General features: G+C 70.9%; 25 protein-coding genes. 15 read left to right on the top strand and 10 right to left on the bottom strand.

The window, feature by feature from the left end:
- Window positions 1-7 precede the first annotated feature (7 nt).
- Window positions 8-898 (top strand): hypothetical protein, encoded by an 891-nt coding sequence (locus tag O7543_RS16310; RefSeq protein WP_281553040.1) that lies wholly within the window; start codon window positions 8-10, stop codon window positions 896-898.
- A gap of 320 nt (window positions 899-1,218) precedes the next feature.
- Here O7543_RS16310 and O7543_RS16305 read toward each other — a convergent pair whose 3' ends face one another.
- Window positions 1,219-2,538, bottom strand: coding sequence for an MFS transporter (locus O7543_RS16305; RefSeq protein WP_281553041.1), 1,320 nt, complete (start codon window positions 2,536-2,538; stop codon window positions 1,219-1,221).
- A gap of 136 nt (window positions 2,539-2,674) precedes the next feature.
- On the bottom strand, window positions 2,675-5,233 hold the full coding sequence (gene valS / locus O7543_RS16300) for a valine--tRNA ligase (protein WP_281553042.1): 2,559 nt from the start codon (window positions 5,231-5,233) through the stop codon (window positions 2,675-2,677).
- 258 nt (window positions 5,234-5,491) lie between these two features.
- On the opposite strand from valS, the gene O7543_RS16295 reads away from it, so the two are divergent.
- From O7543_RS16295 to O7543_RS16280, 4 genes are all read left to right on the top strand, one after another.
- Window positions 5,492-6,001: a transposase family protein gene (locus O7543_RS16295; protein WP_281553043.1), complete on the top strand. Its 510-nt coding sequence runs from the start codon at window positions 5,492-5,494 to the stop codon at window positions 5,999-6,001.
- Window positions 5,920-6,255: a transposase family protein gene (locus tag O7543_RS16290; RefSeq protein ID WP_281553044.1), complete on the top strand. Its 336-nt coding sequence runs from the start codon at window positions 5,920-5,922 to the stop codon at window positions 6,253-6,255. Before O7543_RS16295 ends, O7543_RS16290 begins: the two co-directional genes overlap by 82 nt.
- Window positions 6,256-6,346: 91 nt before the next feature.
- The gene (locus O7543_RS16285) at window positions 6,347-6,886 is read left to right on the top strand and encodes a hypothetical protein (RefSeq protein ID WP_281553045.1); all 540 of its coding nucleotides are present in this window, start codon (window positions 6,347-6,349) and stop codon (window positions 6,884-6,886) included.
- 124 nt (window positions 6,887-7,010) lie between these two features.
- Window positions 7,011-7,760: a phosphoglyceromutase gene (locus O7543_RS16280; protein ID WP_233606528.1), complete on the top strand. Its 750-nt coding sequence runs from the start codon at window positions 7,011-7,013 to the stop codon at window positions 7,758-7,760.
- 63 nt (window positions 7,761-7,823) lie between these two features.
- Here the strand turns inward: O7543_RS16280 and phoU are convergent, their stop codons facing one another.
- On the bottom strand, window positions 7,824-8,471 hold the full coding sequence (phoU, locus tag O7543_RS16275) for a phosphate signaling complex protein PhoU (protein ID WP_123605756.1): 648 nt from the start codon (window positions 8,469-8,471) through the stop codon (window positions 7,824-7,826).
- A gap of 198 nt (window positions 8,472-8,669) precedes the next feature.
- Between phoU and O7543_RS16270 the strand changes: the two genes are divergently transcribed.
- Both O7543_RS16270 and O7543_RS16265 read left to right on the top strand, forming a co-directional pair.
- Entirely contained in the window at window positions 8,670-9,992 is a 1,323-nt protein-coding gene (locus O7543_RS16270; RefSeq protein WP_281553046.1) for an ATP-binding protein, read from the top strand.
- 34 nt (window positions 9,993-10,026) lie between these two features.
- Entirely contained in the window at window positions 10,027-10,710 is a 684-nt protein-coding gene (locus O7543_RS16265) for a response regulator transcription factor (protein ID WP_281553047.1), read from the top strand.
- A gap of 43 nt (window positions 10,711-10,753) precedes the next feature.
- Here the strand turns inward: O7543_RS16265 and O7543_RS16260 are convergent, their stop codons facing one another.
- The gene (locus O7543_RS16260) at window positions 10,754-11,593 is read right to left on the bottom strand and encodes a hypothetical protein (protein ID WP_281553048.1); all 840 of its coding nucleotides are present in this window, start codon (window positions 11,591-11,593) and stop codon (window positions 10,754-10,756) included.
- Window positions 11,594-11,669: 76 nt separating this feature from the next.
- Between O7543_RS16260 and O7543_RS16255 the strand changes: the two genes are divergently transcribed.
- Both O7543_RS16255 and O7543_RS16250 read left to right on the top strand, forming a co-directional pair.
- The gene (locus O7543_RS16255) at window positions 11,670-12,668 is read left to right on the top strand and encodes a Ppx/GppA phosphatase family protein (protein WP_281553049.1); all 999 of its coding nucleotides are present in this window, start codon (window positions 11,670-11,672) and stop codon (window positions 12,666-12,668) included.
- Between the two features lie 10 nt (window positions 12,669-12,678).
- Window positions 12,679-13,518 (top strand): sugar phosphate isomerase/epimerase, encoded by an 840-nt coding sequence (locus tag O7543_RS16250; protein WP_281553050.1) that lies wholly within the window; start codon window positions 12,679-12,681, stop codon window positions 13,516-13,518.
- 61 nt (window positions 13,519-13,579) lie between these two features.
- Here the strand turns inward: O7543_RS16250 and O7543_RS16245 are convergent, their stop codons facing one another.
- The 3 genes from O7543_RS16245 to O7543_RS16235 are packed head-to-tail and all read right to left on the bottom strand — an operon-like array spanning window position 13,580 to window position 15,624.
- Window positions 13,580-14,131, bottom strand: coding sequence for a CGNR zinc finger domain-containing protein (locus O7543_RS16245; protein WP_281553051.1), 552 nt, complete (start codon window positions 14,129-14,131; stop codon window positions 13,580-13,582).
- Window positions 14,132-14,149: 18 nt separating this feature from the next.
- The gene (locus O7543_RS16240) at window positions 14,150-15,316 is read right to left on the bottom strand and encodes a glutathionylspermidine synthase family protein (protein WP_281553052.1); all 1,167 of its coding nucleotides are present in this window, start codon (window positions 15,314-15,316) and stop codon (window positions 14,150-14,152) included.
- Window positions 15,317-15,318: 2 nt separating this feature from the next.
- Window positions 15,319-15,624 carry a hypothetical protein gene (locus O7543_RS16235; protein WP_281553053.1) on the bottom strand — a complete coding sequence of 102 codons (306 nt, stop codon included), beginning with the start codon at window positions 15,622-15,624 and terminating at the stop codon, window positions 15,319-15,321.
- Window positions 15,625-15,698: 74 nt separating this feature from the next.
- On the opposite strand from O7543_RS16235, the gene O7543_RS16230 reads away from it, so the two are divergent.
- The 6 genes from O7543_RS16230 to O7543_RS16205 all read left to right on the top strand — a co-directional run bounded on the left by O7543_RS16230 (window position 15,699) and on the right by O7543_RS16205 (window position 21,116).
- On the top strand, window positions 15,699-16,619 hold the full coding sequence (locus O7543_RS16230) for a proline dehydrogenase family protein (protein ID WP_281553054.1): 921 nt from the start codon (window positions 15,699-15,701) through the stop codon (window positions 16,617-16,619).
- A gap of 71 nt (window positions 16,620-16,690) precedes the next feature.
- A complete protein-coding gene (locus tag O7543_RS16225; protein WP_281553055.1) occupies window positions 16,691-18,394 on the top strand; it encodes a hypothetical protein in 1,704 nt (567 codons plus the stop codon).
- A gap of 194 nt (window positions 18,395-18,588) precedes the next feature.
- Window positions 18,589-18,801: a helix-turn-helix domain-containing protein gene (locus O7543_RS16220; RefSeq protein WP_123605749.1), complete on the top strand. Its 213-nt coding sequence runs from the start codon at window positions 18,589-18,591 to the stop codon at window positions 18,799-18,801.
- 221 nt (window positions 18,802-19,022) lie between these two features.
- Window positions 19,023-19,124 carry an AURKAIP1/COX24 domain-containing protein gene (locus tag O7543_RS16215; protein WP_007465623.1) on the top strand — a complete coding sequence of 34 codons (102 nt, stop codon included), beginning with the start codon at window positions 19,023-19,025 and terminating at the stop codon, window positions 19,122-19,124.
- A 64-nt stretch (window positions 19,125-19,188) separates the two neighbouring features.
- The gene (locus O7543_RS16210; protein WP_281553056.1) at window positions 19,189-20,256 is read left to right on the top strand and encodes an NAD-dependent epimerase/dehydratase family protein; all 1,068 of its coding nucleotides are present in this window, start codon (window positions 19,189-19,191) and stop codon (window positions 20,254-20,256) included.
- Complete coding sequence (locus O7543_RS16205; RefSeq protein WP_281553057.1) at window positions 20,253-21,116, top strand: lysophospholipid acyltransferase family protein; 864 nt, start codon at window positions 20,253-20,255, stop codon at window positions 21,114-21,116. Before O7543_RS16210 ends, O7543_RS16205 begins: the two co-directional genes overlap by 4 nt.
- A gap of 5 nt (window positions 21,117-21,121) precedes the next feature.
- On the opposite strand, the gene O7543_RS16200 is transcribed toward O7543_RS16205, so the two are convergent.
- The 3 genes from O7543_RS16200 to O7543_RS16190 form a co-directional block, all read right to left on the bottom strand.
- Window positions 21,122-22,291: a hypothetical protein gene (locus O7543_RS16200; protein WP_281553058.1), complete on the bottom strand. Its 1,170-nt coding sequence runs from the start codon at window positions 22,289-22,291 to the stop codon at window positions 21,122-21,124.
- A 109-nt stretch (window positions 22,292-22,400) separates the two neighbouring features.
- A complete protein-coding gene (locus O7543_RS16195) occupies window positions 22,401-23,276 on the bottom strand; it encodes an HAD-IB family hydrolase (RefSeq protein ID WP_281553059.1) in 876 nt (291 codons plus the stop codon).
- A 45-nt stretch (window positions 23,277-23,321) separates the two neighbouring features.
- Window positions 23,322-24,473: a DUF5667 domain-containing protein gene (locus O7543_RS16190; RefSeq protein WP_281553060.1), complete on the bottom strand. Its 1,152-nt coding sequence runs from the start codon at window positions 24,471-24,473 to the stop codon at window positions 23,322-23,324.
- Between the last annotated feature and the right edge of the window lie 178 nt (window positions 24,474-24,651).

Genomic DNA, 24,651 nt, shown 5'->3' with positions numbered 1-24,651 from the left:
GCAGACCATGCCTCAACAGACCAGCACCCGGCGCCGCAGCCCGGCGTCGGACGGACGGTCCAAGGCCGGCCGTAGCTCCACCTCGGCCCGTAGCTCCACCACGGCCCGTAAGGCCAGCCCGGCCCGCAAGGCCAGCCCGGCGACCATCGGCCGGGCCGGCGGCGCGGTACGGGAGAGCGACCTTGCCGACCTTCGCGTCGACGAACTGCGAGACCAGCTGCGCAAGCGTGGGGTGACCGGGACGTCCAACCTGCGCAAGCCCGATCTGATCAAGTCGTTGGCGCGAGCGATGCGCCGTGGCACGCCAGCGCGGGCGCAGCAGGCGTCTCGGCCGAAGGCGGGTTCGCCGACTGCCCGACGTTCCGCACCAGCCGGCAAGAGCACCAGTTCGGCCCGTAAGAGCACCAGTTCGGCCCGTAAGAGCACCAGTTCGGCCCGTAAGAGCAGCAGTTCGGCCCGTAAGAGCAGCAGTTCGGCGGGTAGGAACACCGCTGGCGCGGGCGGCGGTGACCGGTCCGGCGGGGGTGCTGCCAAGATCCGGTCTGGAGCCAAGTCGTCCAGTTCACTGAAGTACGCCCAGCGTATCGACGATCCGCAGCAGCACGCCGAACGTGCCGGGCGTAGCCTGGTCACCACCGATCACCGGACCATCCGGCAGTGGGCCGATGCCCGGGGCGGCGCACCGGCGACCGTCAGCGCCCCTCGTGACGGCCGGCCGAGCGTGCTGCGGATCGACTTCCCCGGCTACGGCGGCGGTAATCTACGAAAGATCTCCTGGGATGAGTGGTTTGGGACGTTTGATCAGCGTCGGTTGAACTTCATCTACCAGGAACAGCGCACGGACGGTACGCAGAGCAATTTCTTCCGGCTCGAATCTCCCGACCGCGAGGATGCCTGAGTGTGTATTCGCCATCACTCGCCGGTGTTGTCGCGGCTTAAACCCACCCGGCACGTCCGATGGTGTGATTGGGGGTACAACCGAATCGCCTTGTCCACCGGAAGTGGCAGGAACTACGGTTGAGCCACGCTCCGAGCCCGGGATCGGCTGGGGGCCGTCGGACCGGTTCGGTCCGAACTGCCGGGCTGGGTGCCGGGGGACCGGTGGCATTGGGCCGTTGGGGGACGGCGCCACCCGAAACCGGCGGCGAGGGGGAGCGACGCTTACGGGGGTGAGTGTCGCTCCCCGCCGCCGGTTATTTGTTTCTGCCGGCCTGGCAACTACTGCGGATGGGCCGGTGCCAGCGGCTGCTGGGATCGTTCCGGCGTCGTGAGCTGGGACTGGGTCGGCCGGGTCACGGCCGACGCGCCCGTCCGCAGCTCGGCGGCCCGCCGCTCGCGCGCCGGTCCGGCGATCAGCTGACCCACCGCGACCACCCCGCCGATAGCGGCGCAGCCGAGCCACAGCGCGGTGTTTCCCGCGTACTGCCAGACGAAGCCGCCGGTGATCGGCGCGGCGAAGGCGGCAACCGACCAGGACAGCGAGAAGACGCCCTGGTACCGGCCGCGCAGCGCGGCCGGGGTCAGCTCGGCGATCAGCGTCGCGTTCGATGGCGAGTTGAGCATTTCGCCAGCGGTCCAGATCAGCACTGTCACCGCGTACAACCAGGCGACGTCGGCGACGGCGGTCAGGCCGAAGCCGACCCCGACGATCACCGCCGCCAGAGCCAGCACGTGCGAGCGGTTGCGGCCGGTGATCAGCCGGGGGACGAAGAGCTGCCCGATCACGATGAGTACGCCGTTGAGCGCCATCACCGCGCCGAACGTGGTGGGCGACAGCCCGTCGTCGGCCATCGCGATCGGCAACATCGAGCCGTGCTGCATGAACACCATGGCCAGCAGCACGTTCAGCCCGACGAAGCCGAGGAAGACCCGGTCGGTGACGACAACCAGCAACCCGGCCGGTCGGGCCGCGACCACGGCTGCGCCGAGCGGTGCCGCCGCCTGGGTCGCCGGCCGGGTCTCACCGACCTTGACGAAGACCAGCGCGGCGGTGGCCAGGGTGGTGCTCGCGTTCACCGCGAACAGCAGGAAGTAGTCGACCTGCGCGGCGAGTCCGGCGAGCACCGCTGCGAACGCGTACCCCAGGTTGATGGCCCAGTAGTTGAGCGAGAAGGCCCGCAGCCGGTCGGCGGCCGGGACCACGTCGATCATCATCGCCCCGTACGCCGGCCGCGCGCCCTCGTTGAACAGGCCGAGCAGTGCGGCGCCCACCAGGAGCAGCCACCACCGGTCGGCCAACCCGAGGACGATCAGCATGGTGGCAGCGCCCAGGTGCGCGGTGAGCAGCGTCGGGCGTCGCCCCCAGCGGTCGGCGAGCGTCCCGCCGAGCAGGGTGCCGACGGCTCCGCCGGCGCCCCAGGCGCCGAGCACCAGGCCGGCCTGGGAGCCGGACAGGCCGCGCCCGGCGGTCAGGTAGATGGCCAGGAAGATCACGACGAACGAGCCGAGCCGGTTGATCAGACTGCCGGTCCACAGGTACCAGAAGGCCCGGGGCAGGCCGCTGGTGGTCTGCTGTAGCCATCCCCGCGCACGCGACATCGGTTACCCCCGTGCAGTAATGAGCAGTGCAGGGTCTGTGCCTTACACATTAGGCGGCGGGCGGTGTACCGGGCATGCGAGTTTCCGCGTGGTGATCGTCACCCGGCTGGCCTGGATCGTCCATCGTCACCCGGCCCTATTGGAGCGTCACCTGCGTGGTCAGCCCTGAGCCGTCGGCCTTCTCGGTATCCAGCCAACCCACCCGGCCGGCGGCCTGCACGTCCTCGGCGATGGTGTCCAGCACGGCCAGCAGGTCGGCACTGCCGCATACAAGCACCTTCGACACCTCGGCCCGCATCGACAATCGTGCCTCCGACTTGGCCTTGCGGATCGTGGCGATGACGTCGCCGGCGACGGCGAGCGCCGTGCCGTCGGCGTCACCGGTCAGCATCCGCAGTTCCTCGCTCGACGGCCAGGAGGCTCGGTGGACGCTGCCCACCTGCCACCAGGACCACACTTCCTCGGTGACGTACGGCAGGAACGGCGCGAACAACCGCAGCAGCACGCTCAACGCCGTGGTGAGCGCGGCTCGTGCCGACTCGGCCGCGGCTGTGCCGCGTTCACCGTAGGCCCTGGTCTTGGCCAACTCGACGTAGTCGTCGCAGAACCGCCAGAAGAAGTGCTCCGTGCGTTCCAACGCCCGGGTGTAGTCGTAACCGTCGAGTGCCGCGGTGGCGTCGTCGACCACGACGGCCAACTCGGCCAGCGTGGCCCGGTCCAACGCCTGCGCCACCACCGCGTGCGGCGCTGGTGCTCCCAGGCCGAGGACGAACCGGGACGCGTTGAGGATCTTCGTTGCCAGCCGGCGGCCGACCTTCATCTGTCCGGTGTCGAACGCCGTGTCGGTGCCCGGACGGCCGCTGACCGCCCAGTAGCGGGCCGCGTCCGAGCCGTACTGTTCCAGCAGGGCCATCGGGGTCACCGCATTGCCCTTGGATTTTGACATCTTCTTGCGGTCCGGGTCCAGCACCCAGCCGGAGATCGCCGCATGCGCCCAGGGCAGGCTGCCGTGCTCCAGATGGGCGCGGACGACCGTGGAGAACAGCCAGGTACGGATGATCTCGTGCGCCTGGGGGCGTACATCCATCGGGAAGACCCGGTCGAACAGGTCGTCGTCGGTGCCCCACCGGCCGGCGATCTGTGGCGTCAGCGACGACGTCGCCCAGGTGTCCAGCACGTCCGGATCCCCGACGAACCCACCGGCCTGGCCGCGGCGGTCGGCGGTGTAGCCAGGTGGGGCGTCGGTACTCGGATCCACCGGCAGGGATGCCTCGTCCGGCAGGATCGGCTGGTCGTAGACCGGCTCGCCATGGGCGTCCAGCGGATACCACACCGGGACCGGGACGCCGAAGAACCGCTGCCGACTGACCAGCCAGTCGCCGGTCAGTCCGGTCGCCCAGCTGTCGTAGCGGGCCTGCATGTACTCCGGATGCCAGACGAGCCCTCGGCCGGCGGCCCGCAGCGTCTCGCGGATGTCCAGGTCGCGACCGCCGTTGCGGATGTACCACTGCCGGGTGGTGACGATTTCCAGCGGCTTGTCGCCCTTCTCGTAGAACTTCACCGGATGGACGATTTTCTCCGGTTCGCCGTCGAGGTCACCGGAGACCCGCAGCATCTCCACCACCCGCTCCCGGGCGGTATGGACGGTGGCCCCCACCAACCGCGCGTAGGCGTCGCGACCCTCGGGGCCGTCCAGACCCGGCGGCGGGTCGGCCAGCACTCGGCCGTCACGGCCGATGACGGGGCGAGTCGCCAATTGCATCTCCCGCCACCACAGCACGTCCATCAGGTCACCGAACGTGCAGATCATCGCCAGCCCGGTGCCCTTGTCCGGCACGGCCAGCCGGTGCGCCTTCACCGGCACCTCGACGCCGAACAGCGGCGTGCGCACCGTCGTGCCGAACAGCGGCTGGTACCGCTCGTCGTCCGGATGCGCTACCAGCGCCACACACGCCGGTAGCAACTCGGGCCGCGAGGTCATGATGTAGACCGGGGAGCCGCCCGGTCGGTGGAACGCCACCCGGTGGTACGCGCCGGGCCGTTGCCGGTCCTCCAGCTCTGCCTGCGCGACCGCCGTCTGAAAGCTCACGTCCCACAGCGTCGGCGCCTCCGACAGGTACGCCTCCCCGCGCGCCACGTTGCGTAGGAACGCCCGCTGCGACACCCGCCGCGCGGCGGCGTCGATGGTCTGGTAGGTCATCGACCAGTCCACCGACAGGCCCAGCCGCCGCCACAGCGCCTCGAACGCCTGCTCGTCGGTGACGGTCAGTCGCTCGCACAGCTCGATGAAGTTGCGCCGCGACACCGGGACTTCAGACTTGCCTGGCTGCTCCGGCGGCGTGAAATCCGGGTCGTACGGCAGCGACGGGTCGCACCGTACACCGAAATAGTTCTGCACCCGCCGCTCGGTCGGCAGGCCGTTGTCGTCCCACCCCATCGGATAGAACACCGCCCGGCCCTGCATTCGCTGATACCGAGCGATCGTGTCGGTGTGCGTGTACGAGAAGACGTGCCCTACGTGCAACGACCCGCTCACGGTGGGCGGTGGGGTGTCGATCGAGAACACGTCGTTCCGGGTCGCGGTCCGGTCGAACCGGTATACGCCCAGTTCTTCCCATCGGCCTACCCACTTGTCCTCCAGGCCGTCAAGAGACGGAGCCGGCGGCACGACGAAGTCCGACGAGGTGTCAGTCATAGCCCGCCATGTTACCCACCTACGATCGCCGGCTCATGTGCAGTTTGCCTATCTTTGACTCCCACCAGGAGGACTTCCCGAAAGGGGTCCGCCGATCCGGAACCGAGCCCTGTCGATGTGACGTGGCGTGACGGCCCGGGTGTGATCAACTCGGGCGTGTCGCTTGTGGAGACGGCGGCCGGCATCGTCTAGATCATTCGGGTTATGTGGACTCAAACGATCAACGGCCGGCCGCCGCGTTGTGAGCGTATGACCGGGTTGGACTCCGATCAAGTCGACTGGTTGGTCGAGCAGGTGGACGCGCTGCTGGACTGGGACCTGCCGGTGGGACGGCCGCGGGCGTTGCCGCTGGACACGGCGCTGGTGATGGTGCTGTTCGGGCTGCGGCACAACCTCGCGCCGGACGTGCTCGGTGAGGTGTTCGGCTGCGGCTCGACGACCGTGGAGCGCTACCAGGACGAGTTGGAACCGTTGGTGGACGAGGTGTTGACCCCGTTGTACGAGCGGGTCCGTGACCAGGCCCGCCGGGACGCGGTCCTGGTCGATGGTCTGGTCGCGCCGGTCGGGGAACGCGACGACGTCGACGGGTTGTTCTCCGAGAAGAAGGGTTTCTGCGGGCAGAACGTGCAGGTGGTCGCCAACCTCGCGGGACGGGTGGTCGACGTGGGTGATCCGTGTCCGGGGGCATGCACGACCGGAAGGCCTTCGACGTGTCCGGGATCGCCGCCCGGTGGGCAGGCCACTACGCACCCGGCGGGCCCGGGATGACCGGTGACAAGGGCTACCAGGGTGCCGGCATCGCGAGTCCGTACAAGAAGCCCCGGGGTCGGGAGTTGACCGAGGTCCGACGTGCGTGCAACACCGCGCTCAACCGGCTCCGCGCCGCCGTTGAACGCGCGATCGCCCACCTGAAGTGTTGGAAGGTTCTCAAGACCGGATTCCGCAGATCGCTGGAACAGTTCCCCGCCACATTACTTACGGTAACCAAGTTGGAGATCTTTCGCGTTTACGGATTGCGTTGAACCGACCTGGAAATAGTTTTGGGAAGTCCTCCAGGTCGGGCCGCAAGATCAGCAGAGCTACGACGTTCTGCGCCGGGTGGCGGCAGAGGCCGTGGACCAGCTGCAGATGGGCACCGGCATGGCCCATGTCGAGCTTCGGCTGGATCCGGAACGAGGGGCGGTACTGATGGAACTGACCGCTCGGGGCGGTGGGGACGCCATCCCAACCCTGTGGGAGCTGGCGATGGGTGTCTCCTTGGAGAAGGTGCTCATCGACGCGATCGTCACCGACGCGACGCCGGCCAGCCCAGTCGCCTCAATCCGTCGGTGGACCGGGCAGCGCTTCCTGGCGCAGCGCGCCGGGCATCTCAAGGCCGTCCATTGCGACGTCGAGGGCCTGACGCCGCACTGGTGGGGAAGTACGCTGATCCGACGCCCAGTGGAGCCGGTGGCGCTGGACGCGCCGGCTGCGGTGCACGAGACGATGATCGATGTGGAGCCGGGTGCCTACCTGGACGACGTGCGTTCCTCCAACGACCGGGTCGGTTCCATCATCGCGCATGCGCCAAGTGAGACCGAATTGCACGGTATGTTCGAACTTTGCCAGCAGGCCATCCGCCTCGAGATCGAGGCAACTCCGGAGTCCGCGTGACGGCCGAACCGCCTTTGCACCTACCTGTCGAGGCAGGCCCGACCGACCGACGGGTGAGTTCCACGTGGTGGTCGTCACCGCAGGCCGGTGAGTTCGCGACGGCCGGTTCCGGCAGGATGAGGTCATGACTGTGGGGACACTGGTGCTGCTCCGGCATGGCGAGAGCGAGTGGAACGCGAAGAACCTCTTCACCGGTTGGGTCGACGTGGATCTGACTGCCAAGGGCGAGGCCGAGGCGCGGCGTGGCGGTGAGCTGCTGGCGCAGCACAACCTGCTGCCGGACGTCGTGCACACCAGCGTGCTGCGGCGGGCCATCCGGACCAGCGAACTGGCGCTGCACACCGCGGACCGGGGCTGGATCCCGGTGCGCCGGTCGTGGCGGCTCAACGAGCGGCACTACGGTGCGCTGCAGGGCAAGAACAAGAAGCAGACCCTGGAGGAGTACGGCGAGGAGCAGTTCATGCTCTGGCGTCGCTCCTACGACACCCCGCCGCCGCCGATCGCCGACGACGACGACTGGTCGCAGGTCGGCGAGCCGCGGTACCGGGAGCTGCCGCCCGAGTTGATGCCCCGGACCGAATGCCTGGCCGACGTGGTGCGGCGGATGCTGCCGTACTGGTACGACGCGATCGTGCCGGACCTGCTCGCCGGCAAGCAGGTGCTGGTCGCGGCGCACGGCAACTCGCTGCGGGCGCTGGTGAAGCACCTCGACGGGATCTCCGACGAGGCGATCGCCAAGCTGAACATCCCGACCGGCATCCCGCTGCGCTACGACCTGGACGGCGCGCTGCGGCCGGTCAACGTCGGCGGTGACTACCTGGACCCGGACGCCGCCGCTGCCGCGGCCGCCGCGGTCGCCAACCAGGGCCGCTGAGCCGTCGGACCAGGGGTACGGGACGTTGCCCGCCCCGTACCCCTGGCCCCGGCGCCCTGGTGCTCAGTCGTTCGGGTTCACCCCGGTCACGTGGTAGACGACCCGCCGGCCGGCATTGACCGCGTGGTCGGCGTACCGCTCGTAGAACCGGCCCAGCAGCGCGCCGTCGATGGCGGTCTCCGCACCGTACGGCCAGTCCTTGCCCAGCAGCACCCGGAACAGCTTGCGGTGCAGCTCGTCCATCGCGTCGTCGTCGCTGTCGAGCTCGGCGGCGGTCTTCGCGTCCGGGGTACGCAGCACCCCGACCACCTTCGCGATCATGCGGTCGGCGACCTCGGCCATCTCCGAGAACACTCCGCGTAGCTCGGCCGGGACCGCTGGTGACGGGTGCCGCCGCAGGGCGGTCTTGGCCACGTGGTCGGCGAGGTCGCCCATCCGCTCCAACCCGGAGGCCACGTGCAGCGCGGTGATCGCCATCCGCAGGTCGGAGGCGACCGGCGCCTGCCGGGCCAGTAGATCGCTGACCCGTTCCTCCACCGTGCGGTAGAGGGCATCGATCTCGGCATCGTTGACCAGCACCAGCTCGCCGGCCTCGCGGTCGGCGGTGAGCAGCGCGCCGGTCGCCCGGCGCAGCGCCGTCTGAGCGGCTTCCGCCATCGATACCAGCAGTTCGCTGATTTCCTGCAGCTCGGCCTGGAACTCCTCGCGCATGGTGGCCTTCCGTCGTCGTGGTGGGAGGTCTCCGGTCCTGGTCCCGCCCGGTGTCGCCCACACCGTATGGCGGCTTGCCGGCACCCAGATGAACAGGGGTGAACAGAGCGGGGCGGCAGTATGAACATCTGACGATTGCGGTGAGATATGTCCTGTTCGGGTGGCTGACCAGGTTAACAATGACCCTACGATCGCCCCGTGGATTGGGCGGTTCTGGCCGGCGGTGCGGCCGTCGGCACTGGCGGCGGGCTCGTCGCCGGTCTGCTCCTGGCGCGAGCCCGGGCACGACAACTGGCATCCGCCCCGGTTGAACACCGGGGCGGGCAGCGTACGTCCAGCAACGGGAGGCCGCCGATCGTCGCGAACGACGCCGCTGCGGCACCCCCGACCCCGGACCGCAGCCTGATCGACTCGCTGGCCCGCCGGAGCCTGGACTCACTACGGGTCGGTGTGGTGGTGCTCGACGGCGCCGACCGACCGGTGCTGGTCAACCCGGCGGCCCGGGCGATGGGCATGCTCCGGGCCGGACCCACGCCGGGCAGCGTCGCCGCGCACCCGATCATCCGTACCCTGGCCGGGCAGGTCCGCCGCACCGGCGTGCGCCGCGAGGTGGAGCTCGACCTGCCCCGGGGCCGCGAAGGCGGCACCCAGGACCCGCTCGGGGTGCACCTGCGGGCCGTCGGCCTGCGCGACAACCACGTGGCGGTCGAAGCCGCCGACGTCACCGAGTCGCACCGGGTGGCCAGGGTCCGCCGGGACTTCGTCGCCAACGTCAGCCATGAGCTGAAGACCCCGATCGGTGCCCTGCAGTTGCTCGCCGAGGCGTTGCTGGACGCCACCGATCCGGACAGCGCGGTCACCGACCCGACCGATGACGTGGCCGCCGCCCGCCGGTTCGCCGAACGGATTCAGCACGAGTCGACCCGGCTCGGCCGGCTGGTCAACGAGCTGCTCGAACTCACCCGGCTGCAGGGGGCCGAGCCGCTGCCGGCGCCCGACCCGATCGCCGTCGACTGGGTGCTCGCCGAGGTCGTGGACCGGACCCGTACCCCGGCTGCGGCCCGCCGGGTCGAGGTGGCGGTGGCGGGCGAACGCGGGCTGACCGTGTACGGTCGTGACAGCCAGATCGCCACCGCGTTGGCGAACCTGGTGGAGAACGCGATCGCCTACTCCGGTGAGGACACCCGGGTCACGGTGACCGTCACCCGGGTCGATGGCTTCGTCGACATCGCCGTCGCGGACCAGGGCATCGGCATCGCCCCCGACGAGGTCGACCGGATCTTCGAACGGTTCTACCGGGCCGACCAGGCGCGCTCACGCAGCACCGGCGGCACCGGGCTGGGCCTGGCCATCGTCAAGCACATCGTCACCAACCATGGCGGTCGGGTCGAGGTGTCCAGCACGCTGGGTGGAGGGTCGACGTTCACGCTGCGGCTGCCTGCCAGCCCGCCGGACGCCGCACTGCCGCTACCCGAATCGGTTGAGATCGACACCGGTCCGGCCGCGCACGAGCAGGTCTGAGCGGATCAGGCCGGACACAGGGAAGGAACGACAAGTGGCCCGGGTACTCGTGGTGGAGGACGAGGAGTCCTTCTCCGACGCGCTCTCCTACATGCTGCGCAAAGAGGGGTTCGAGGTGTCGGTGGCGCCAACCGGCACCGACGCGCTCACCGAATTCGACCGCACCGGAGCGGACATCGTGCTGCTCGACCTGATGCTGCCCGAGATGTCCGGCACCGAGGTCTGCCGTGAACTGCGGCAACGCTCGCGGGTGCCGATCATCATGGTGACTGCCCGGGACAGCGAGATCGACAAGGTGGTGGGCCTGGAGATCGGCGCCGACGACTACGTCACCAAGCCGTACTCGCCCCGGGAACTGGTCGCCCGGATCCGGGCGGTGCTGCGCCGACAGAGCACCGAGGTGATCGAGCCGTCCACCGCGACGCTGACCGCCGGACCGGTCCGGATGGATGTCGAGCGGCACGTGGTGACCGTCGGCGGGGACTCGGTCCAGCTGCCGCTGAAGGAGTTCGAGCTGCTCGAGCTGCTGCTGCGCAACGCCGGCCGGGTGCTCACCCGGGGGCAGCTGATCGACCGGGTGTGGGGTGCCGACTACGTCGGTGACACCAAGACCCTCGATGTGCACGTCAAGCGGCTGCGTTCCAAGATCGAACCGGAGCCGTCGGCGCCGCGCTTCATCGTCACCGTGCGCGGGCTGGGCTACAAGTTCGAGTCCTGACCAGATGTTGGGGCCTGTGCCGGTGCCGCCGGTCGCGTCGGTGTCACTCCGACCGGCGGGCGTTCGGCGTCCGCCGACGCGGCGTGGCCGGGTGCGCTGCCACCAGGCCGCGCCGGGCCCGTGCCGCGCACAGCTCGGCCAGGCGGGCGTACGCCGCCTTGCCGACCAGCGCGGTCAGCTCCGGCTCGTACGACCGGTACATTGGCTCGCCCCCGACGTGCGCCTCCGGCGACGAGGTGCACCACCAGTCCAGGTCGTGCCCACCGGCACCCCAGCCCCGCCGGTCGAACTCGGTCAGCGTGGAGACCAGCACCTTGCTGCCGTCCGGACGCTTGGTCCACTCCTGGTCCCGGCGGATCGGCAACTGCCAGCAGACGTCCGGCTTGTACTCCAGCGGATGCACCCCGTCGCGCAGCGCCTGGGCGTGCAGCGCGCAGCCCCCGCCGCCGGGGAAGTCGGCGTCGTTGTGGAACACGCACGGCCCGTCGGCGCTGCGGGTGGCGGTCCGCCGCGCCGGATTCCTACCGTCGACGGTGTCCATCTCGGTGTAGTTCTTGAACCCGCGCCGGTAGTGCTGCCAGGTCTGCGGGGTGAGCCGCTTCGCAGCCGACTTGACCCGGTTCTCGTCGTCGCTGTCGGTGAAGAAGGCACCGTGCGAACAGCAGCCGTCCCCGGCCCGCCCGGCGATGATGCCGTGGCAGGACCCACCGAACACACAGGTCCAGCGGGACAGCAACCAGGTCAGGTCGGCCCGGACCAGATGCGCGGCGTCGGCCGGGTCGACGAACTCGATCCACTCACGGGGAAAGTCCAGCTCGACCTCCCGACTGCGGGGGTCGGCCGGGGTCTCGACCAGGATCCGGAGCTCGTCACGGGGTGCCACCCGGCCAGCGTACGCCTGCCACCTGCGGCGGAACGGGCAAGCGGGTCGGTACGCCGGGTTGGCCTAGGGTGATCACATGCGACTGGGTGTGCTCGACGTCGGTTCCAACACCGTGCATCTGCTCGTGGTGGACGCACACCCCGGCGCCCACCCGTGGCCGGCACACTCGGAGAAGTCGCTGCTGCGGCTCGCCGAACAGATCGGACCGGACGGCGCGCTCACCCCGGCCGGGGCGGACGCCCTGGTCGAAGCGGTGGCCGCCGCGCGGGCCGCAGCCGACCACTGGCAGACCAGCGACCTGATCGCGTTCGCCACCTCGGCGGTGCGCGACGCCACCAATTCGGCGGCGGTGCTGGCCCGGGTCCGCGCCGAGACCGGCGTGCACCTGCAGGTGCTCTCCGGCGCCGACGAGGCCCGGATGACCTTCCTCGCGGTCCGCCGCTGGTTCGGCTGGTCCGCCGGCCGGCTGCTGGTGCTGGACATCGGCGGCGGCTCCCTGGAACTGGCCGCCGGGGTCGACGAGGAGCCGCACCTGGCCCAGTCGCTGCCGCTCGGGGCCGGCCGGTTGACCCGGGAACGACTCGGGGTCACCCCGTTCACTGTCAGCCCACCGGCCGCACAGTTCGTCACCGACCTGCGGGAGTACGTCGACGCCCAGGTGCAGACGATGGTTCCGCTGCTGCAGGCGCAGGGCTGGGACCGGGCGGTCGGCACCTCCAAGACGTTCCGCACCCTGGCCCGGCTGACCGGGGCCGCGCCGTCCAGCGCCGGGCTGTGGGCACCCCGGCGGCTGACCCGTACCGGGCTGCGTCAGGTGACCGGGTTCATCCGCCACATCCCGCCCGCCGAGTTGCACGAACTCGAAGGGGTCAGCGCCAGCCGGGGGCATCAGTTGCTGGCGGGGGCGGTGGTGGCCGAGTCGGTCATGCGGCAGTTGGGCATCGAGTCGCTGGACATCTGTCCGTGGGCGCTGCGGGAAGGGGTGATCCTGCGCCGGATGGCTCAATTGGAGCTGATCTCTGCCGGTGACCTTGGCATGGTCACCGATCCGGCAGGTCTGCGCCGGCCGGGCTAGGCTGGGCGACGTGACCTCCGCGGTACCCGTGCTGCTCTCCAGCTCATCGGTGTTTCCCGAGCCGACGGCGGCCGCCTTCGAGCTGGCCGCCGCGCTCGGCTACGACGGCATCGAGGTGATGGTCTGGACCGATGCGGTCAGCCAGGACGCTGGCGCGCTGCGTGGGCTCGCCGCGCACTACGGTGTGCCGGTACTCGCTGTGCATGCCCCCTGCCTGCTGGTCACCCAGCGGGTCTGGAGCTCCGACCCGTGGGAACGACTGCGCCGCTCGGCCGTACTGGCCGAGACGCTCGGCGCGCCGACCGTCGTGGTGCATCCACCGTTCAGCTGGCAACGCGACTACGCCCGTACCTTCGCCGACGGGCTGCGTACCCTGCGCGACGCCCACCCACAGGTGCGGTTCGCGGTGGAGAACATGTTCCCGGTCCGGATGGCCGGCCGTGAGTTCGTCCCGTATCAGCCCGGCTGGGATCCGACCGAGGTCGGCTACGACGCGTACACCCTCGACCTGTCGCACTGCGCCGCGTCGCGGGCCGACGCACTGGCCCTCGCCGCCGCGATGGGCGACCGCCTGGAGCACGTGCACCTCGGCGACGGCAGCGGCCTCGGCCGCGACGAGCATCTGGTCCCCGGCCGGGGCAACCAGCCGTGCGGCGAGCTGCTCAGCTCGCTGGCCGGCAACGGCTTCCGGGGCGCGGTGGCGGTCGAGGTCGCCACCCGCGGCGCCCGCAGCCGTACGGTGCGCGAGGCCGACCTGCGCGAGTCGTTGGCGTTCGCCCGCCGGCACCTGGCCACCATCGACGGCGGCAGCCCCGGCTGGTCGGCGACCGTCGACCAGCCGGCCGGCTGAGCCGGAAAGACTGGCCGGCTGGGCCGGAGGAAACTGGCCGGCTGGAGTCGGGGAACACCGGTCAGCTGACCGGCAGCAGCGGCTTGTCCTCGACGGCGGCGCGCTTGCGGGCCCGGTGCGCGGCCACGTGCGAACGGGTGGCGCAGCGCTCCGAGCAGAACCGCCGGCAGCAGTTCGACGACGTGTCCAGGTAGACGTTGCCGCAGCGGGCGTCAGCGCAGACGCCGAAGCGGGCACTGCCGTACTCGCACAGCCAGACCGACAGCCCCCACACCGCCCCGGCCAGATACTCGGCGCTGACCGAGGCTCCCCGGCCGGTCACGTGCATGTGCCAGTCGTTGGAGTCGTGGCCGGAGATTCGCGGCTGCACCGGAAACGCCGCGAGCAGCGAGTTGAGCTCGGCGACCGCGTCGGCATCGCGTCCGGTGGTGCCGTACTCGAAGACATCCCGCAGGCGTCTAGCGGCCCGCCGGAACACCGTCAGGTCGCGGTCACAGACCTCGTCGCACATCCAGACGTGGTCGCCGTGGAACAGCGCCCTCAGGTCGTCGAGGTCAGCCAACGGGGAGTTGACCAGATCAACTGCGGTCCGCGCGTAGGCGTCGAAGTCCACCTGACAACCGTAGACGATTCAGATCGCCCGGTGGGCGGCCACGTAGTGCGGCAGAAACCGGGCGTACCCGTCGGTTATCAATCCGGAACTCTCCCGCAACCCGGCACCGGCGGACTCGCCGTCCACCACCCAGCTGCCCAGCACCAGATGGTTGTCGTCGAACGCCGGCAGCGCCCGGAACTCCTGGTAGCACCAGCCTTCGGCGCCGTAGTCGCCCGGATTCCCGATCTCGCCGCCTGCGGTCACGATCCGTACCCCCGCGCCTTCCCGGCCGAGCAGCGGCTTGGCGACGTACTCCGACATCCCGCGCGGTCCGTCCAGGTACGCCGGCAGTAGGTACGGGTGGTCCGGAAACAGCTCCCAGAGCACCGCCAGTAGTGCCTTGTTCGACAGCAGCAGCTTCCAGGCCGGCTCGATCCAGGTGGTCGGGGTGCCCGGTTCGAGCGCCAACCGACCGTACGGCTCGGCCAGCATCCACTCCCACGGGTAGAGCTTGAAGCAGGTGGTGATCGGCCGGTCGGCGGCGTCAACGAAGCGCCGGCCGTCCCAGCCGACGTCCAGCATCGGCAGCAGCTCGGCGGTCAGCCCGGCCTGCCGGGCGGTCTCGGCGAGGTAGCCGGCGGTCATCAGATCCTCGCCGGTCTCCTCCTCGCTCGACCAGGTGACGTGCAGCGTCGGGTGGTACATCCCGGCCTTGATCTGCGCCCAGCCCGCCACCAGCCGTTCGTGCAGGCTGTTCCACTGGTCGAGCTGCGGTCGGGTGTCCTCCAGCCAGTACCACTGCACGATCGCGGCTTCGACCAGGGCGGTGGGGGTGTCGGCGTTGTACTCCAGCAGCTTCGGCGGCCAGGAGCCGTCGTACCAGAGGTCGAATCGGCCGTACAGACTCGGTGGCCGCTCGCGCAACGACCGGGCGACGGCGTCGGCGGCCCACGCCGGAATGCCGAAGTCGGCGTACCGCCGGTGCGTCACCACGTGCTCGGCCGCCGTCGCCGCCATCCGGTGCAGCTCCTCGGTCGCCTCCTCCAGTCGCAGCACCTCCGGCAGGTCGAAGGCGTAGCAGGCGGATTCGTCCCAGTAGGACATCACCGAGCCGTTGGGCAGTTCGGTGTCGGCGTAGACCAGGCCCTGCTGCCGTACCGTCGCGTCCCAGTCCGGCCGGGGCCGGCAGGTTTCGCGCCGCACGCTCAGCCGCCGCAGGAGGCGAGGTGGGTGCCGAACCCGCCTCGGTCGGGGACAGCCGCGGCGGTCCCGGCCGCAGCTTCCGGCGCGGTACGGGCGACGACCACCCCGGCACCGCCCGCGGCCATCGCCAGCACCGTCGTGCCGTCGCCGGAGCCGGAACCCATCGACCGGTCGTCGTCGCAGTCGTCGTCCGGGACCAGGTTGCAGCCGGAGAGGGAGAGCGCCAGCGCGGTCAGCGCGCCGAGTTGGACGCTGGTCGACCGGAGCCGGCGCGGGGAGATCTTGTCCACAGCACTGTTGTAGCTCACCGATGCACGCCCTGCGTCGCCGGACCTCGGCCACTGACCGGGCCGGTCGTCGTCAAGGGCGATACCCTCGCCCTATGCTTCGCTCGGTCATCCTCGCCGCGTCCCGGTCGACCACGATCGAACGGCTGGTCGCCGCCGCCCCGTTCAGCCGTGACGTGGTACGCCGATTTGTCGGCGGCACCACGATCGACGCGGCGTTGACCGCCGCGGCCGAGCTGACTGGTGCCGGCCTGGTTATCAGCATCGACCACCTCGGCGAGGACACCACCACCGCTGAGCAGGCCAGCGCGGTGCGGGCGGAGTACCTGGCCCTGCTCGACGCGCTGGACCGGGCCGGTCTCGCTGCTGGTGCCGACGTCAGCGTGAAACTCTCCGCGCTCGGACAGCGGTTCGACGAGCCGGCGGCGACCGAGCACGCCCGCGCGATCTGCGCGGCGGCGGCCGCCGCCGGTGGCACCGTCACCCTCGACATGGAGGACCACACCACCACCGACTCGACGCTGGACATCCTGCAGAGGCTGCGTGCCGACCATCCATCCACCGGTGCGGTGCTGCAGGCGTACCTGCGGCGTACCGAGGCGGACTGCCGGGAGTTGGCCACCGCCGGTTCCCGGGTGCGGCTGTGCAAGGGTGCGTACGCGGAGCCGGAGTCGGTCGCCTACCAGTCGGCGATCGACGTCGACAAGTCCTTCGTACGGTGCCTCAACATCCTGTTCTCCGGTGCCGGCTACCCGATGCTGGCCACCCACGACCCGCGCCTGATCGCGATCGCCGAGGACCGGGCCCGCTGGTTCGACCGGGCGCCGGAGGAGTTCGAGTTCCAGATGCTGTACGGGGTTCGACCGGCCGAACAGGCCCGGCTCGCGGGGGAGGGCTACACCATGCGGGTCTACCTGCCCTACGGCACCGACTGGTACGGCTACCTGATGCGCAGGCTGGCCGAACGCCCGGCCAACGTGGCGTTTCTCGGCCGGGCGCTGCGCTCCCGCGACTGACGTCGGCACCCTGTGTCGCCGCTCAACCCGGGCTGGACCGGGATGGTTCCCGTCCCCGTATCATTCGGCGGGTGACCGACCGGCAGGACTCCGTACCGACCGACCAGCCGGACCCGGACGGATCGGCGGATCAGCGAGAGCCGGACAGTTCGGCGCAGCGGCCGGAGCCCGATCAGCGAGAGCCGGACGGATTGACGCAGCGGCCGGAGTCCGATGGATCGGACGAACCGGACTCGTCGCCGACGGACCAGCCGGACCAGCCGGACCAGCCGGACCAGCCGGATCCCACGCCAGTCCCGGTGACCCCGCCGCCGGAGCGGCGCTGGTCGCTCTGGCCGGTGCTCGGCATCGTCGCGACGGTGTTGTTCTGCGCCGTGCCGGTGGTCGGTGCGGTGGCGCTGATCGACCGGTTGCCCAGCCCGGAACCACCGGTGATCGAACCGACGGTCACCCCGCAGACCGGGCCGCCGGCCAGCCCTGCGCCGGGCGATCCGCCGGCCGCCACCCAGGCCTGGCTGCGTACTCAGATCAACGCCCTGCTCGACCAGCAGGCCGCCGCGCTGATCGCCGGCGACGAACGGGGGTTCCTCGCGGTCGCCGAACCCGGCTCGGCCGCCCACGACGATCTGGCCCGCCAGTTCCAGACCCTGCGCGCGATGCAGGTGACGGCGTGGCGCCCGTCGGTCAGTACGCTGCCGGTCGAATTCGCCCCGACCGCCGCCACGCCCACGCCAGCGGCCACCGGGTCGGCCACCCCCACACTCGCGACGACGACGACCGCCACGACCGCCACGCCCACTGCCGCGCCGACGACAACGGTCACTGCGGGCCCGTCACCGGCACCGGCCACCCCGGCGCCGACCGGCCCGGCGGCGCTCGGCACCGAGTGGCGGCTGCTGGTCAGCTACCAGCACTGCTTCGTGGTGCCGTCCTGCGAGACCAGCGAGGTGGTGGTCGGTCAGCGCTGGAGCACCAAGGGTGGACGGCTGCGCCTCGTCGCGGTCGAGCCGTCGCTGACCCTGCAGGACGGGCCCCGGCCCTGGGAGGTCAGTGAACTGGTCGTCGCGACCGGCAACCGGACCCTGGTGGCAACCACCCCACAGCACCGGGATCTGCTGCCCGACCTGCTGCGTGACGCCGAGGAGGCAGCGGCGGTCGCGGACCGGTACGCGGTCTCCGGCACCGCCCCGGACCGGTACCGGGTCTTCTACGCCGGCTCCGACGAATGGGGCAGCTGGTACGGCGGGGACCGTCCGGACTGGACCGCCGGGTACGCGGTGGCGGTCGGCGGCGGACACTACGAGATCGTGCTCAACGGCACGAACCTACGCGACGTGCTCCGGCCGGACCTGCTGCGTCACGAGTTGACCCACGCCGCGTCTCTGCCGGACGGCGGGAACCGGGAGCGGGCCGCCTGGTGGTTGATCGAAGGACTGGCGGAGCACGCCGCAGCCGGCGGCCGGCCGGTGGTCCGCTACGAAGGGCTGGACGACGTCCGCCGGCTGGTCCTGGAACAGGACTGGCAGGGGCCGCTGAGCAGCGTCGAGCCGACTGCGGACGCCGAGGACTGGCAAGTCGGTGCCGGGTACGGGGTGGGCTACCTGGCGGTCCGGCACCTGGTCGACCGGTTCGGCGAGGAGCGGACGTTGGCGTTCTTCCGCGCCGTGGTGCACGACGGCGTGGGTCTCGACGAGGCCGCCCGGACCCAGTTCGGTGAGTCCTGGGAGGGCCTGCAGGAGGCGTGCGTCGACTACGTCCGGCGGGCGGTCGGCTGAGCCGTCACCCGTCGCGTCGTGCCGGTAGCCCGTACGGGTGTTGGCCGCCCTGCCGCAGGCATCAAATGACGGAACGGATCGCGCCGGTCACAGTGACCCCGTTACCGTACTGGTAACACGTGCGTTGTCCGTCGCGGCGCGGAAGGGTCCCGCTGGGCGGCACGCGCCGGGGAAATGGGATGGATTGGTGAACCATGGCAGGATCACCACAGTCCGAGGACAGGCTGTCGGAGGTCAAGTTCCTGACCGTCGCCGAGGTGGCGAGGGTGATGCGGGTGTCCAAGATGACCGTCTATCGACTCGTGCACTCCGGTGAACTCTCCGCGGTACGGGTCGGCCGGTCGTTCCGGGTGCCGGAACACGCGGTGCACGAGTACCTGCGAGGGGCTTTCCGGGAAACCGCCTAGCGGGTATCCGGAGACGCCCGGCACCGACGCGTCCCCCGGCTGGCGCCGGGGCCGCGTTGGTGCTGATGACACGCGCGGGCTAGGCTTGACGCCGGCCGTGCCGTCGCATGCGCGGGTGAGTCCGCCCGCCGGCCCGGCCGGTTGTCCAGTTCGGCCCACGCGTCAGCCACACCGCACGCTGCGCACGGGCCGACCCGAACGTTCGTTGGAAAGGCTTTCGTATGGGCTCGGTGGTCAAGAAGCGCCGCAAGCGTATGGCCAAGAAGAAGCACCGCAAGCTGCTGCGCAAGACCCGCGTCCAGCGTCGACGTCTCGGCAAGTGACCGTGGCCGGGCCCAGGCCCGGCTTAGCGACGCTCCGGTCACCCGCCAGCACTTGGAGGGCCGTATGGTGAGGTCCCCGACCGTGGTGGTAACCGGGACGAGCCGATTCATCGGCGCCCGGGTCGCCGGTCGACTCGCCGCCGACCCCCGGGTCGGCCGGGTCGTCGGGCTGGACACTGCCACACCGGCGCCGGATTTCGCGGACCTGTTGCGCGACGTCGACCAGGTCCGCGCCGACGCTGGCGCGGCCAGCGGCATCATCGCGGACCTCGATGCGTCAGCCGTCGTGCACCTGGCCGTCGTCAGTGGACCGGACCAGCAGTACGGCGGCCGCGTCGCGATGAAGGAACAGAACGTCATCGGCACCATGCAGCTGCTCGCCGCCTGCCAGCGGGCCTCCGGTCTGCGCAAGCTGGTGGTGCGGTCGTCGACGGCGGCCTACGGTGCCTCGTTCCGCGATCCGGCGGTCTTCACGGAGGAGACTGAGCCCCGCGAGGTGCCGCGCGGCGGGTTCGCCCGCGACATTCTGGATATCGAGGCGTACGTGCGAGGCTTCCGCCGCCGCCGGCCCGACGTCACCGCCACGGTGCTGCGCTTCGCCCCGTTCATCGGCTCGACCGCCGAGACCAGTCTGACCCGCTACTTCGCCCAGCCGCTGGTGCCGACCGTCTTCGGCCGGGACCCCCGGCTGCAGTTCGTGCACGTCGACGACGCACTCGAGGTGCTGCACCGGGCGGTGGTGGAGGACCGGCCCGGCACGTTCAACGTCGCCGGACCGGGCGTGCTCACCCTCTCCCAGGCGATCCGGCGGGCCGGCCGGGTCGCCGTACCGGTGCTGGAGCCGGGACTGTCCGGTGCCGCCGGCGTCACCCGGGCCTTCGGTGTCGGGCGCTACGGGTTCGACCAGATCGACCTGTTCGTCCACGGCCGGGTGGTCGACACCTCCCGGTTGATCCGCGAGTTCGGTTTCGAACCGCGGTCGACGCAGGCCGCCTTCGACGATTTCCTGCGCGCCCACCCGGACGGGGCGCTGCTCGCCGGCGACCGGCTGGCCGCCGCCGAGCAGGCGATCCTGGACGGCATCCGCCGGGTCCGCGCCGCCCACGCCGGCGATCAGCGGGAACTGGCATGACCGTGCCGGACCGACCCGGCGACGTCTGGGATCAGCGGGTGGCCGCCGGCCTGGCGTTTCTGCGCCGCCGGTTGGCCGGCGAGTACGAGGTGGACGAGTTCGGCTTCGATCCCGATCTCACCGAAGGCGTGTTCCTGCCGGTGCTGCGGGCGCTCTACCGCGAGTGGTTCCGCACCGAGGTGTCCGGGGTCGAACACCTGCCGGTGGACGGTGCCGGGCTCGTGGTCGGCAACCACTCCGGCACGGTCGCGCTGGACGCGGCCGTGCTCACCGCGATCCTGCACGACGAGCATCCGCGGCACCGGCACCTGCGGCTGCTCAGCGCCGACCTGGTCTTCCGGTTGCCGTTCCTGTCCGAACTGACCCGCAAGTTCGGCGGCACCGTGGCCTGCAACCCGGACGCCGAGCGGTTGCTCGGTGGCGGGGAACTGGTCGGGGTCTTCCCGGAGGGTTTCAAGGGAGTCGGTAAGCCGTACTCGCAGCGTTACAAACTGCAACGGTTCGGTCGGGGTGGGTTCGTCTCGGCGGCTATCCGTACCGGATCGCCGATCGTTCCGGTGGCGATCGTCGGCGCCGAGGAGACCTATCCGATGCTGGCGAACATCGCCCCGCTCGCCCGGATTCTCGGCCTGCCGTACTTCCCGGTGACGCCGACGTTCCCGTGGCTGGGGCCGCTCGGCCTGGTGCCGTTGCCGAGCAAGTGGCTGATCGAGTTCTGCCCGCCGATCCCGACCACCCGGTTCGCCGACCACGCCGATGACCCGCTGGTCGTGTTCAACCTGGCCGACCAGGTGCGGGAGACGATCCAGCAGGCCCTGCACCGGCTGTTGGACCGCCGGCCGGACCCGTTCGGCCGGTGAGCCGGTCAGTCCGTCAAGCTTCGCAGATCCAGCACCTGCCAGGAGGCGGCGCTGTCGTCGCCGACCGACCACCACAGCACACCACCCCGGCAGAGCACCATGCCCACGTCGTCGCTCACCACGACTGCCTCGTCGCGCTGCAGGTCGTAGATGATCAACTGCTGCGAGTTGGTCAGTGAGGTGGGTGCCGACGACAGCGACAGCACCTCGAACCGGTCCAGCACGGCGACGTCGATGGTGCTGGCGGTCACCGTGCCGTCGCCGATGCGCCGACGGTCCGTACCGTCCGGGCGCATCAGGTCGATGCGGCCCGGACCGTCCGCCGCCAGCACCAGCACCCGGCACCAGGTGGGTCCGCAGGTGACCAGCTCGGTCGGGCCGGCGGGAACGTCGGTGATCCGGCGTTCGACCACATCACGGACCCGGATCGGGCCGGTCTCGCCGCTGCCGGCGCTGACCATCGTCGGCCATCTGGACAACGCCCAGGCACCCGGATCGGTGCGAACGGTCACTTCGCCGCCGGCCAGCGGGACCGACCGCAACTCGGTCGCCGGCTCGGTGCCGGGTGCGACGGCGACCCAGTACAGACTGCCTTCGTTGATCACCATGTCGTACTGGGAGTTGAAGAAGACCACGTCGCCGGTGTCGGTGCTGAGCCGGCGTGGCTCGCCGTCGTCGGCCAGGCTGGCGGCCCACATCTCGGTCCGCCCCCGGCCGTCCTCGTCCGCGACCGACTCGGACCAGGCGAGCGTGTCCCCGTTGGTGGTGAACCCACCGAACTGCGGGGTAGCGCCGAGCGGGAGCCGGCGCAGTTCCCGTACCGATCCGTCGGCGGCCCGCACGACCAGCCGCAGCGCGGTGCCGTCCGGGCTCGGCGCGGTGCCGACCGAGGTGCCGCCGTCGAGGAACAGCACCGGGCTGTACGCCGGCCCGTCGGCGAGGTTGGCGGGTACCTCGGTGATCTCGGCCGCCGGCCAGACCTCGGCGACGGTACGCAGGCGGCCCGGCTCGTCCGCGCTGGTCGTCGGGCCGGCCTGTGGCAACACGACCAGCAGGACCGCAGCTGCCAGCGCGCCGGCCAGTCCGGCCAGATGCCACGGACGGTGGCGGCGGTGCCGGCCTGGCGGGTGGCTGGGCGCCCCGGTCGACTCGACCGGGCGTGCGGTGACCGTCACACCGATGCCTTCCTGATCCGATGCCGGCGTCGCCAGCCCGGGTGGGCCGATCGCCGCCCCCGGGTGGGCGCTAGGTCCGGCCCGGGTGGGCCGGTTGCCGCTGTCCTGGTCAGCCGGTTGCCCGGCGGCGACGGATGGCCAGGCCGGCCGTCACCGCGCCGACCAGGAAACCGGCGGCGACCGTCGACGGTACCGCGATCCGCGCCGCCCTGCGACCGGTCCGGAAGTCCCGGACCTGCCAGCCCAGGTCCCGTGCCTGGCGGCGCAGTGCGGTGTCCGGGTTGACCGCGACCGGGTGTCCGACGGCGGTGAGCATCGGCAGGTCGTTGGCGGAGTCGCTGTACGCGCTGCAGCGGGCGAGGTCGAGCCCTTCGACTGCGGCGAGCTGCAGGACCGCCTCGGCCTTCGCCGGGCCGTGCATCAGTTCGCCGGCCAGCCGACCGGTGTACGCACCGTTGACGACCTCGGCGACCGTACCGAGCGCACCGGTCAACCCGAGACGCTGGGCGATCACCCGGCCGACCTCGACCGGAGTCGCGCTGACCAGCCACACCCGTTGTCCGGCGTCGAGGTGCAGCTGCGCCAGGGCCCGGCTGCCGGGCCAGATCCGCGACGCCATCAACTCGTCGAAGATCTCCTCGGTGAGGCGTTCCACGTCGCTGACCCGCCAGCCGGCGACGAACGCCAGGGCCGCCTCCCGGGCATGCGACATGTCCCCGGCGTGTTCCGCGGCGAGCAGCCGGAACCGCGCCTGCCGCCAGGCGAACTGGGCGAGGTCGGCGGTGGTGAAGTAGTTGCGGGCGGCCAGGCCACGCGCCAGCCAGTAGATCGACGCACCACGCAGCATGGTGTTGTCGACGTCGAAGAACGCCGCTGCCTGGTGGTCAGGGGCCACCGGTGTCGTGGCTGCCAGCCCGGTGGTCGCCCAACCCGTGGTGTGACCGGCAGCGTCCGTACTGATGGTCACCTTGCGGGTGCGGGGCACGCCGGCATCACTCTCCCGTCGGGCGGCGCCACCGGCCCGGTCAGGTCACCGGTCAGCGGCCGGGTTGTCCTTGACCGCCGGGCGCGGGCCCGGCAGATCCGGCTCGGTGGCCTCGCCGAGCTGCGGCTCGGCGAGGCTCGACTGCTGCGGACTGGTCGACGGCCGGACGTCGGGCTCCGGGTCGACCGGCGATTCGGCACCTGCGGCGGGGGCGGGGGCCACGTCGGCGCGTCTCTCGTCGACCGACGACCCGGCAGGCGACCCGACCAGGCCGCCCGGGACACGAATGCTACCGGCCGGCTCGGCCGATACACAGCGGGCCGGCAGCGGGCCGAGTTCGTCGCTGTCGCTGGTCGCCGAGGCCGAGCAGGTCAGCTCGTCGCGCAACGCCGTGGTCCGGGCACGGACCCGGTCGAGGAGGGTGAGTGATTTGCCGACCCGGTCCCGGTTCGCCGCCGACCCGTCGGCGAGTTGCCGCAACGTGGGACGCTGCGTGGCCACGAAAGAGTCGATCACGTCGAGCGGGGTCCCGTCACCGCCGATGGTGGCGGCGGAGGTGAGCAGCCGGACACCTTCCCGGGTCTGGCCGTCCATGTCGTCCAGCACCGCGCTGAACTCGGCGGGCTCGTCGTAGACGATGAGCGCCTCGCCCATTCGTACCTCGGCGAAGCTGAGGAACAGCTGTCCGCGGGAGGAGTCAGACTGGGCCAGGGCGAGCTGGGCGCGCTCGGTGGACCGTTTCATCCCGTACAGGGTGTCGCCCGGCACCGCCTGCTCGGTGGCGGCGGACATGCCGGAGACGGTGATCGCCCCGAACGCGACGGTGGCGATGATGACCGCGCGGGTCCGGGCCCGGCCGGCGGTCGTCGCCGCGCGGGCGCCCGTCGCCCGGGTGGCGAACCAGCGGGACCGGGGCCGTGCCGGAAGGCGGCGGTACGGAGCCGTCGGTGCGCCGGCGCCGATGCCTTCGCGTTCGGCGGTGGCGATCAGCACGGCGCGCAGGTGCGCCCGGTAGTCCGGGTCCACGCCGCTCTCCGGCGACCTCGGCATCTCGGACATCCGGCGCCCGAGTGTCGTGAGCCCGGCCAGCTCGTCGTCCAGCGGATCGCGGACATGGTGCCGCCCACCGGCCTCGGCGCGGTCGAGAAGTTGTGCGAATCGTTCGGCGCGTCGGCGGAAGAGATTGAGCTTGCTCATCGCGGACACCTCCCTTCGCAGGTCACGGCTTCAGCGGCGGGTGTCGCCACTATCCGGTGCGACCACGGCCAGGGTCGCTGGGGAGGTGACCCGTTGCGGGTCCTGGCACGCTGCCTGATGGCTGGCGAGGTGCTGGCACCATCGGTCGCACCCCAAGAAACGCCTGAGTGGTCAGTTG

Source organism: Solwaraspora sp. WMMA2080 (genome assembly GCF_027497395.1).
GTDB lineage: Bacteria > Actinomycetota > Actinomycetes > Mycobacteriales > Micromonosporaceae > Micromonospora_E.
Note: the sequence above shows the minus strand (reverse complement) of the source record. Positions and strands in the feature narration are given on the sequence as shown.

What these genes read in the sequence shown, in the direction of transcription:
- O7543_RS16310 (WP_281553040.1), top strand. Translation starts at nt 8, where the DNA reads ATGCCTCAACAGACCAGCACCCGGCGCCGCAGCCCGGCGTCGGACGGA.
- O7543_RS16305 (WP_281553041.1), bottom strand. Translation starts at nt 2,538, where the DNA reads ATGTCGCGTGCGCGGGGATGGCTACAGCAGACCACCAGCGGCCTGCCC.
- valS (WP_281553042.1), bottom strand. Translation starts at nt 5,233, where the DNA reads ATGACTGACACCTCGTCGGACTTCGTCGTGCCGCCGGCTCCGTCTCTT.
- O7543_RS16290 (WP_281553044.1), top strand. Translation starts at nt 5,920, where the DNA reads ATGCACGACCGGAAGGCCTTCGACGTGTCCGGGATCGCCGCCCGGTGG.
- O7543_RS16280 (WP_233606528.1), top strand. Translation starts at nt 7,011, where the DNA reads ATGACTGTGGGGACACTGGTGCTGCTCCGGCATGGCGAGAGCGAGTGG.
- phoU (WP_123605756.1), bottom strand. Translation starts at nt 8,471, where the DNA reads ATGCGCGAGGAGTTCCAGGCCGAGCTGCAGGAAATCAGCGAACTGCTG.
- O7543_RS16255 (WP_281553049.1), top strand. Translation starts at nt 11,670, where the DNA reads ATGCGACTGGGTGTGCTCGACGTCGGTTCCAACACCGTGCATCTGCTC.
- O7543_RS16230 (WP_281553054.1), top strand. Translation starts at nt 15,699, where the DNA reads ATGCTTCGCTCGGTCATCCTCGCCGCGTCCCGGTCGACCACGATCGAA.
- O7543_RS16220 (WP_123605749.1), top strand. Translation starts at nt 18,589, where the DNA reads ATGGCAGGATCACCACAGTCCGAGGACAGGCTGTCGGAGGTCAAGTTC.
- O7543_RS16215 (WP_007465623.1), top strand. Translation starts at nt 19,023, where the DNA reads ATGGGCTCGGTGGTCAAGAAGCGCCGCAAGCGTATGGCCAAGAAGAAG.
- O7543_RS16210 (WP_281553056.1), top strand. Translation starts at nt 19,189, where the DNA reads ATGGTGAGGTCCCCGACCGTGGTGGTAACCGGGACGAGCCGATTCATC.
- O7543_RS16205 (WP_281553057.1), top strand. Translation starts at nt 20,253, where the DNA reads ATGACCGTGCCGGACCGACCCGGCGACGTCTGGGATCAGCGGGTGGCC.
- O7543_RS16190 (WP_281553060.1), bottom strand. Translation starts at nt 24,473, where the DNA reads ATGAGCAAGCTCAATCTCTTCCGCCGACGCGCCGAACGATTCGCACAA.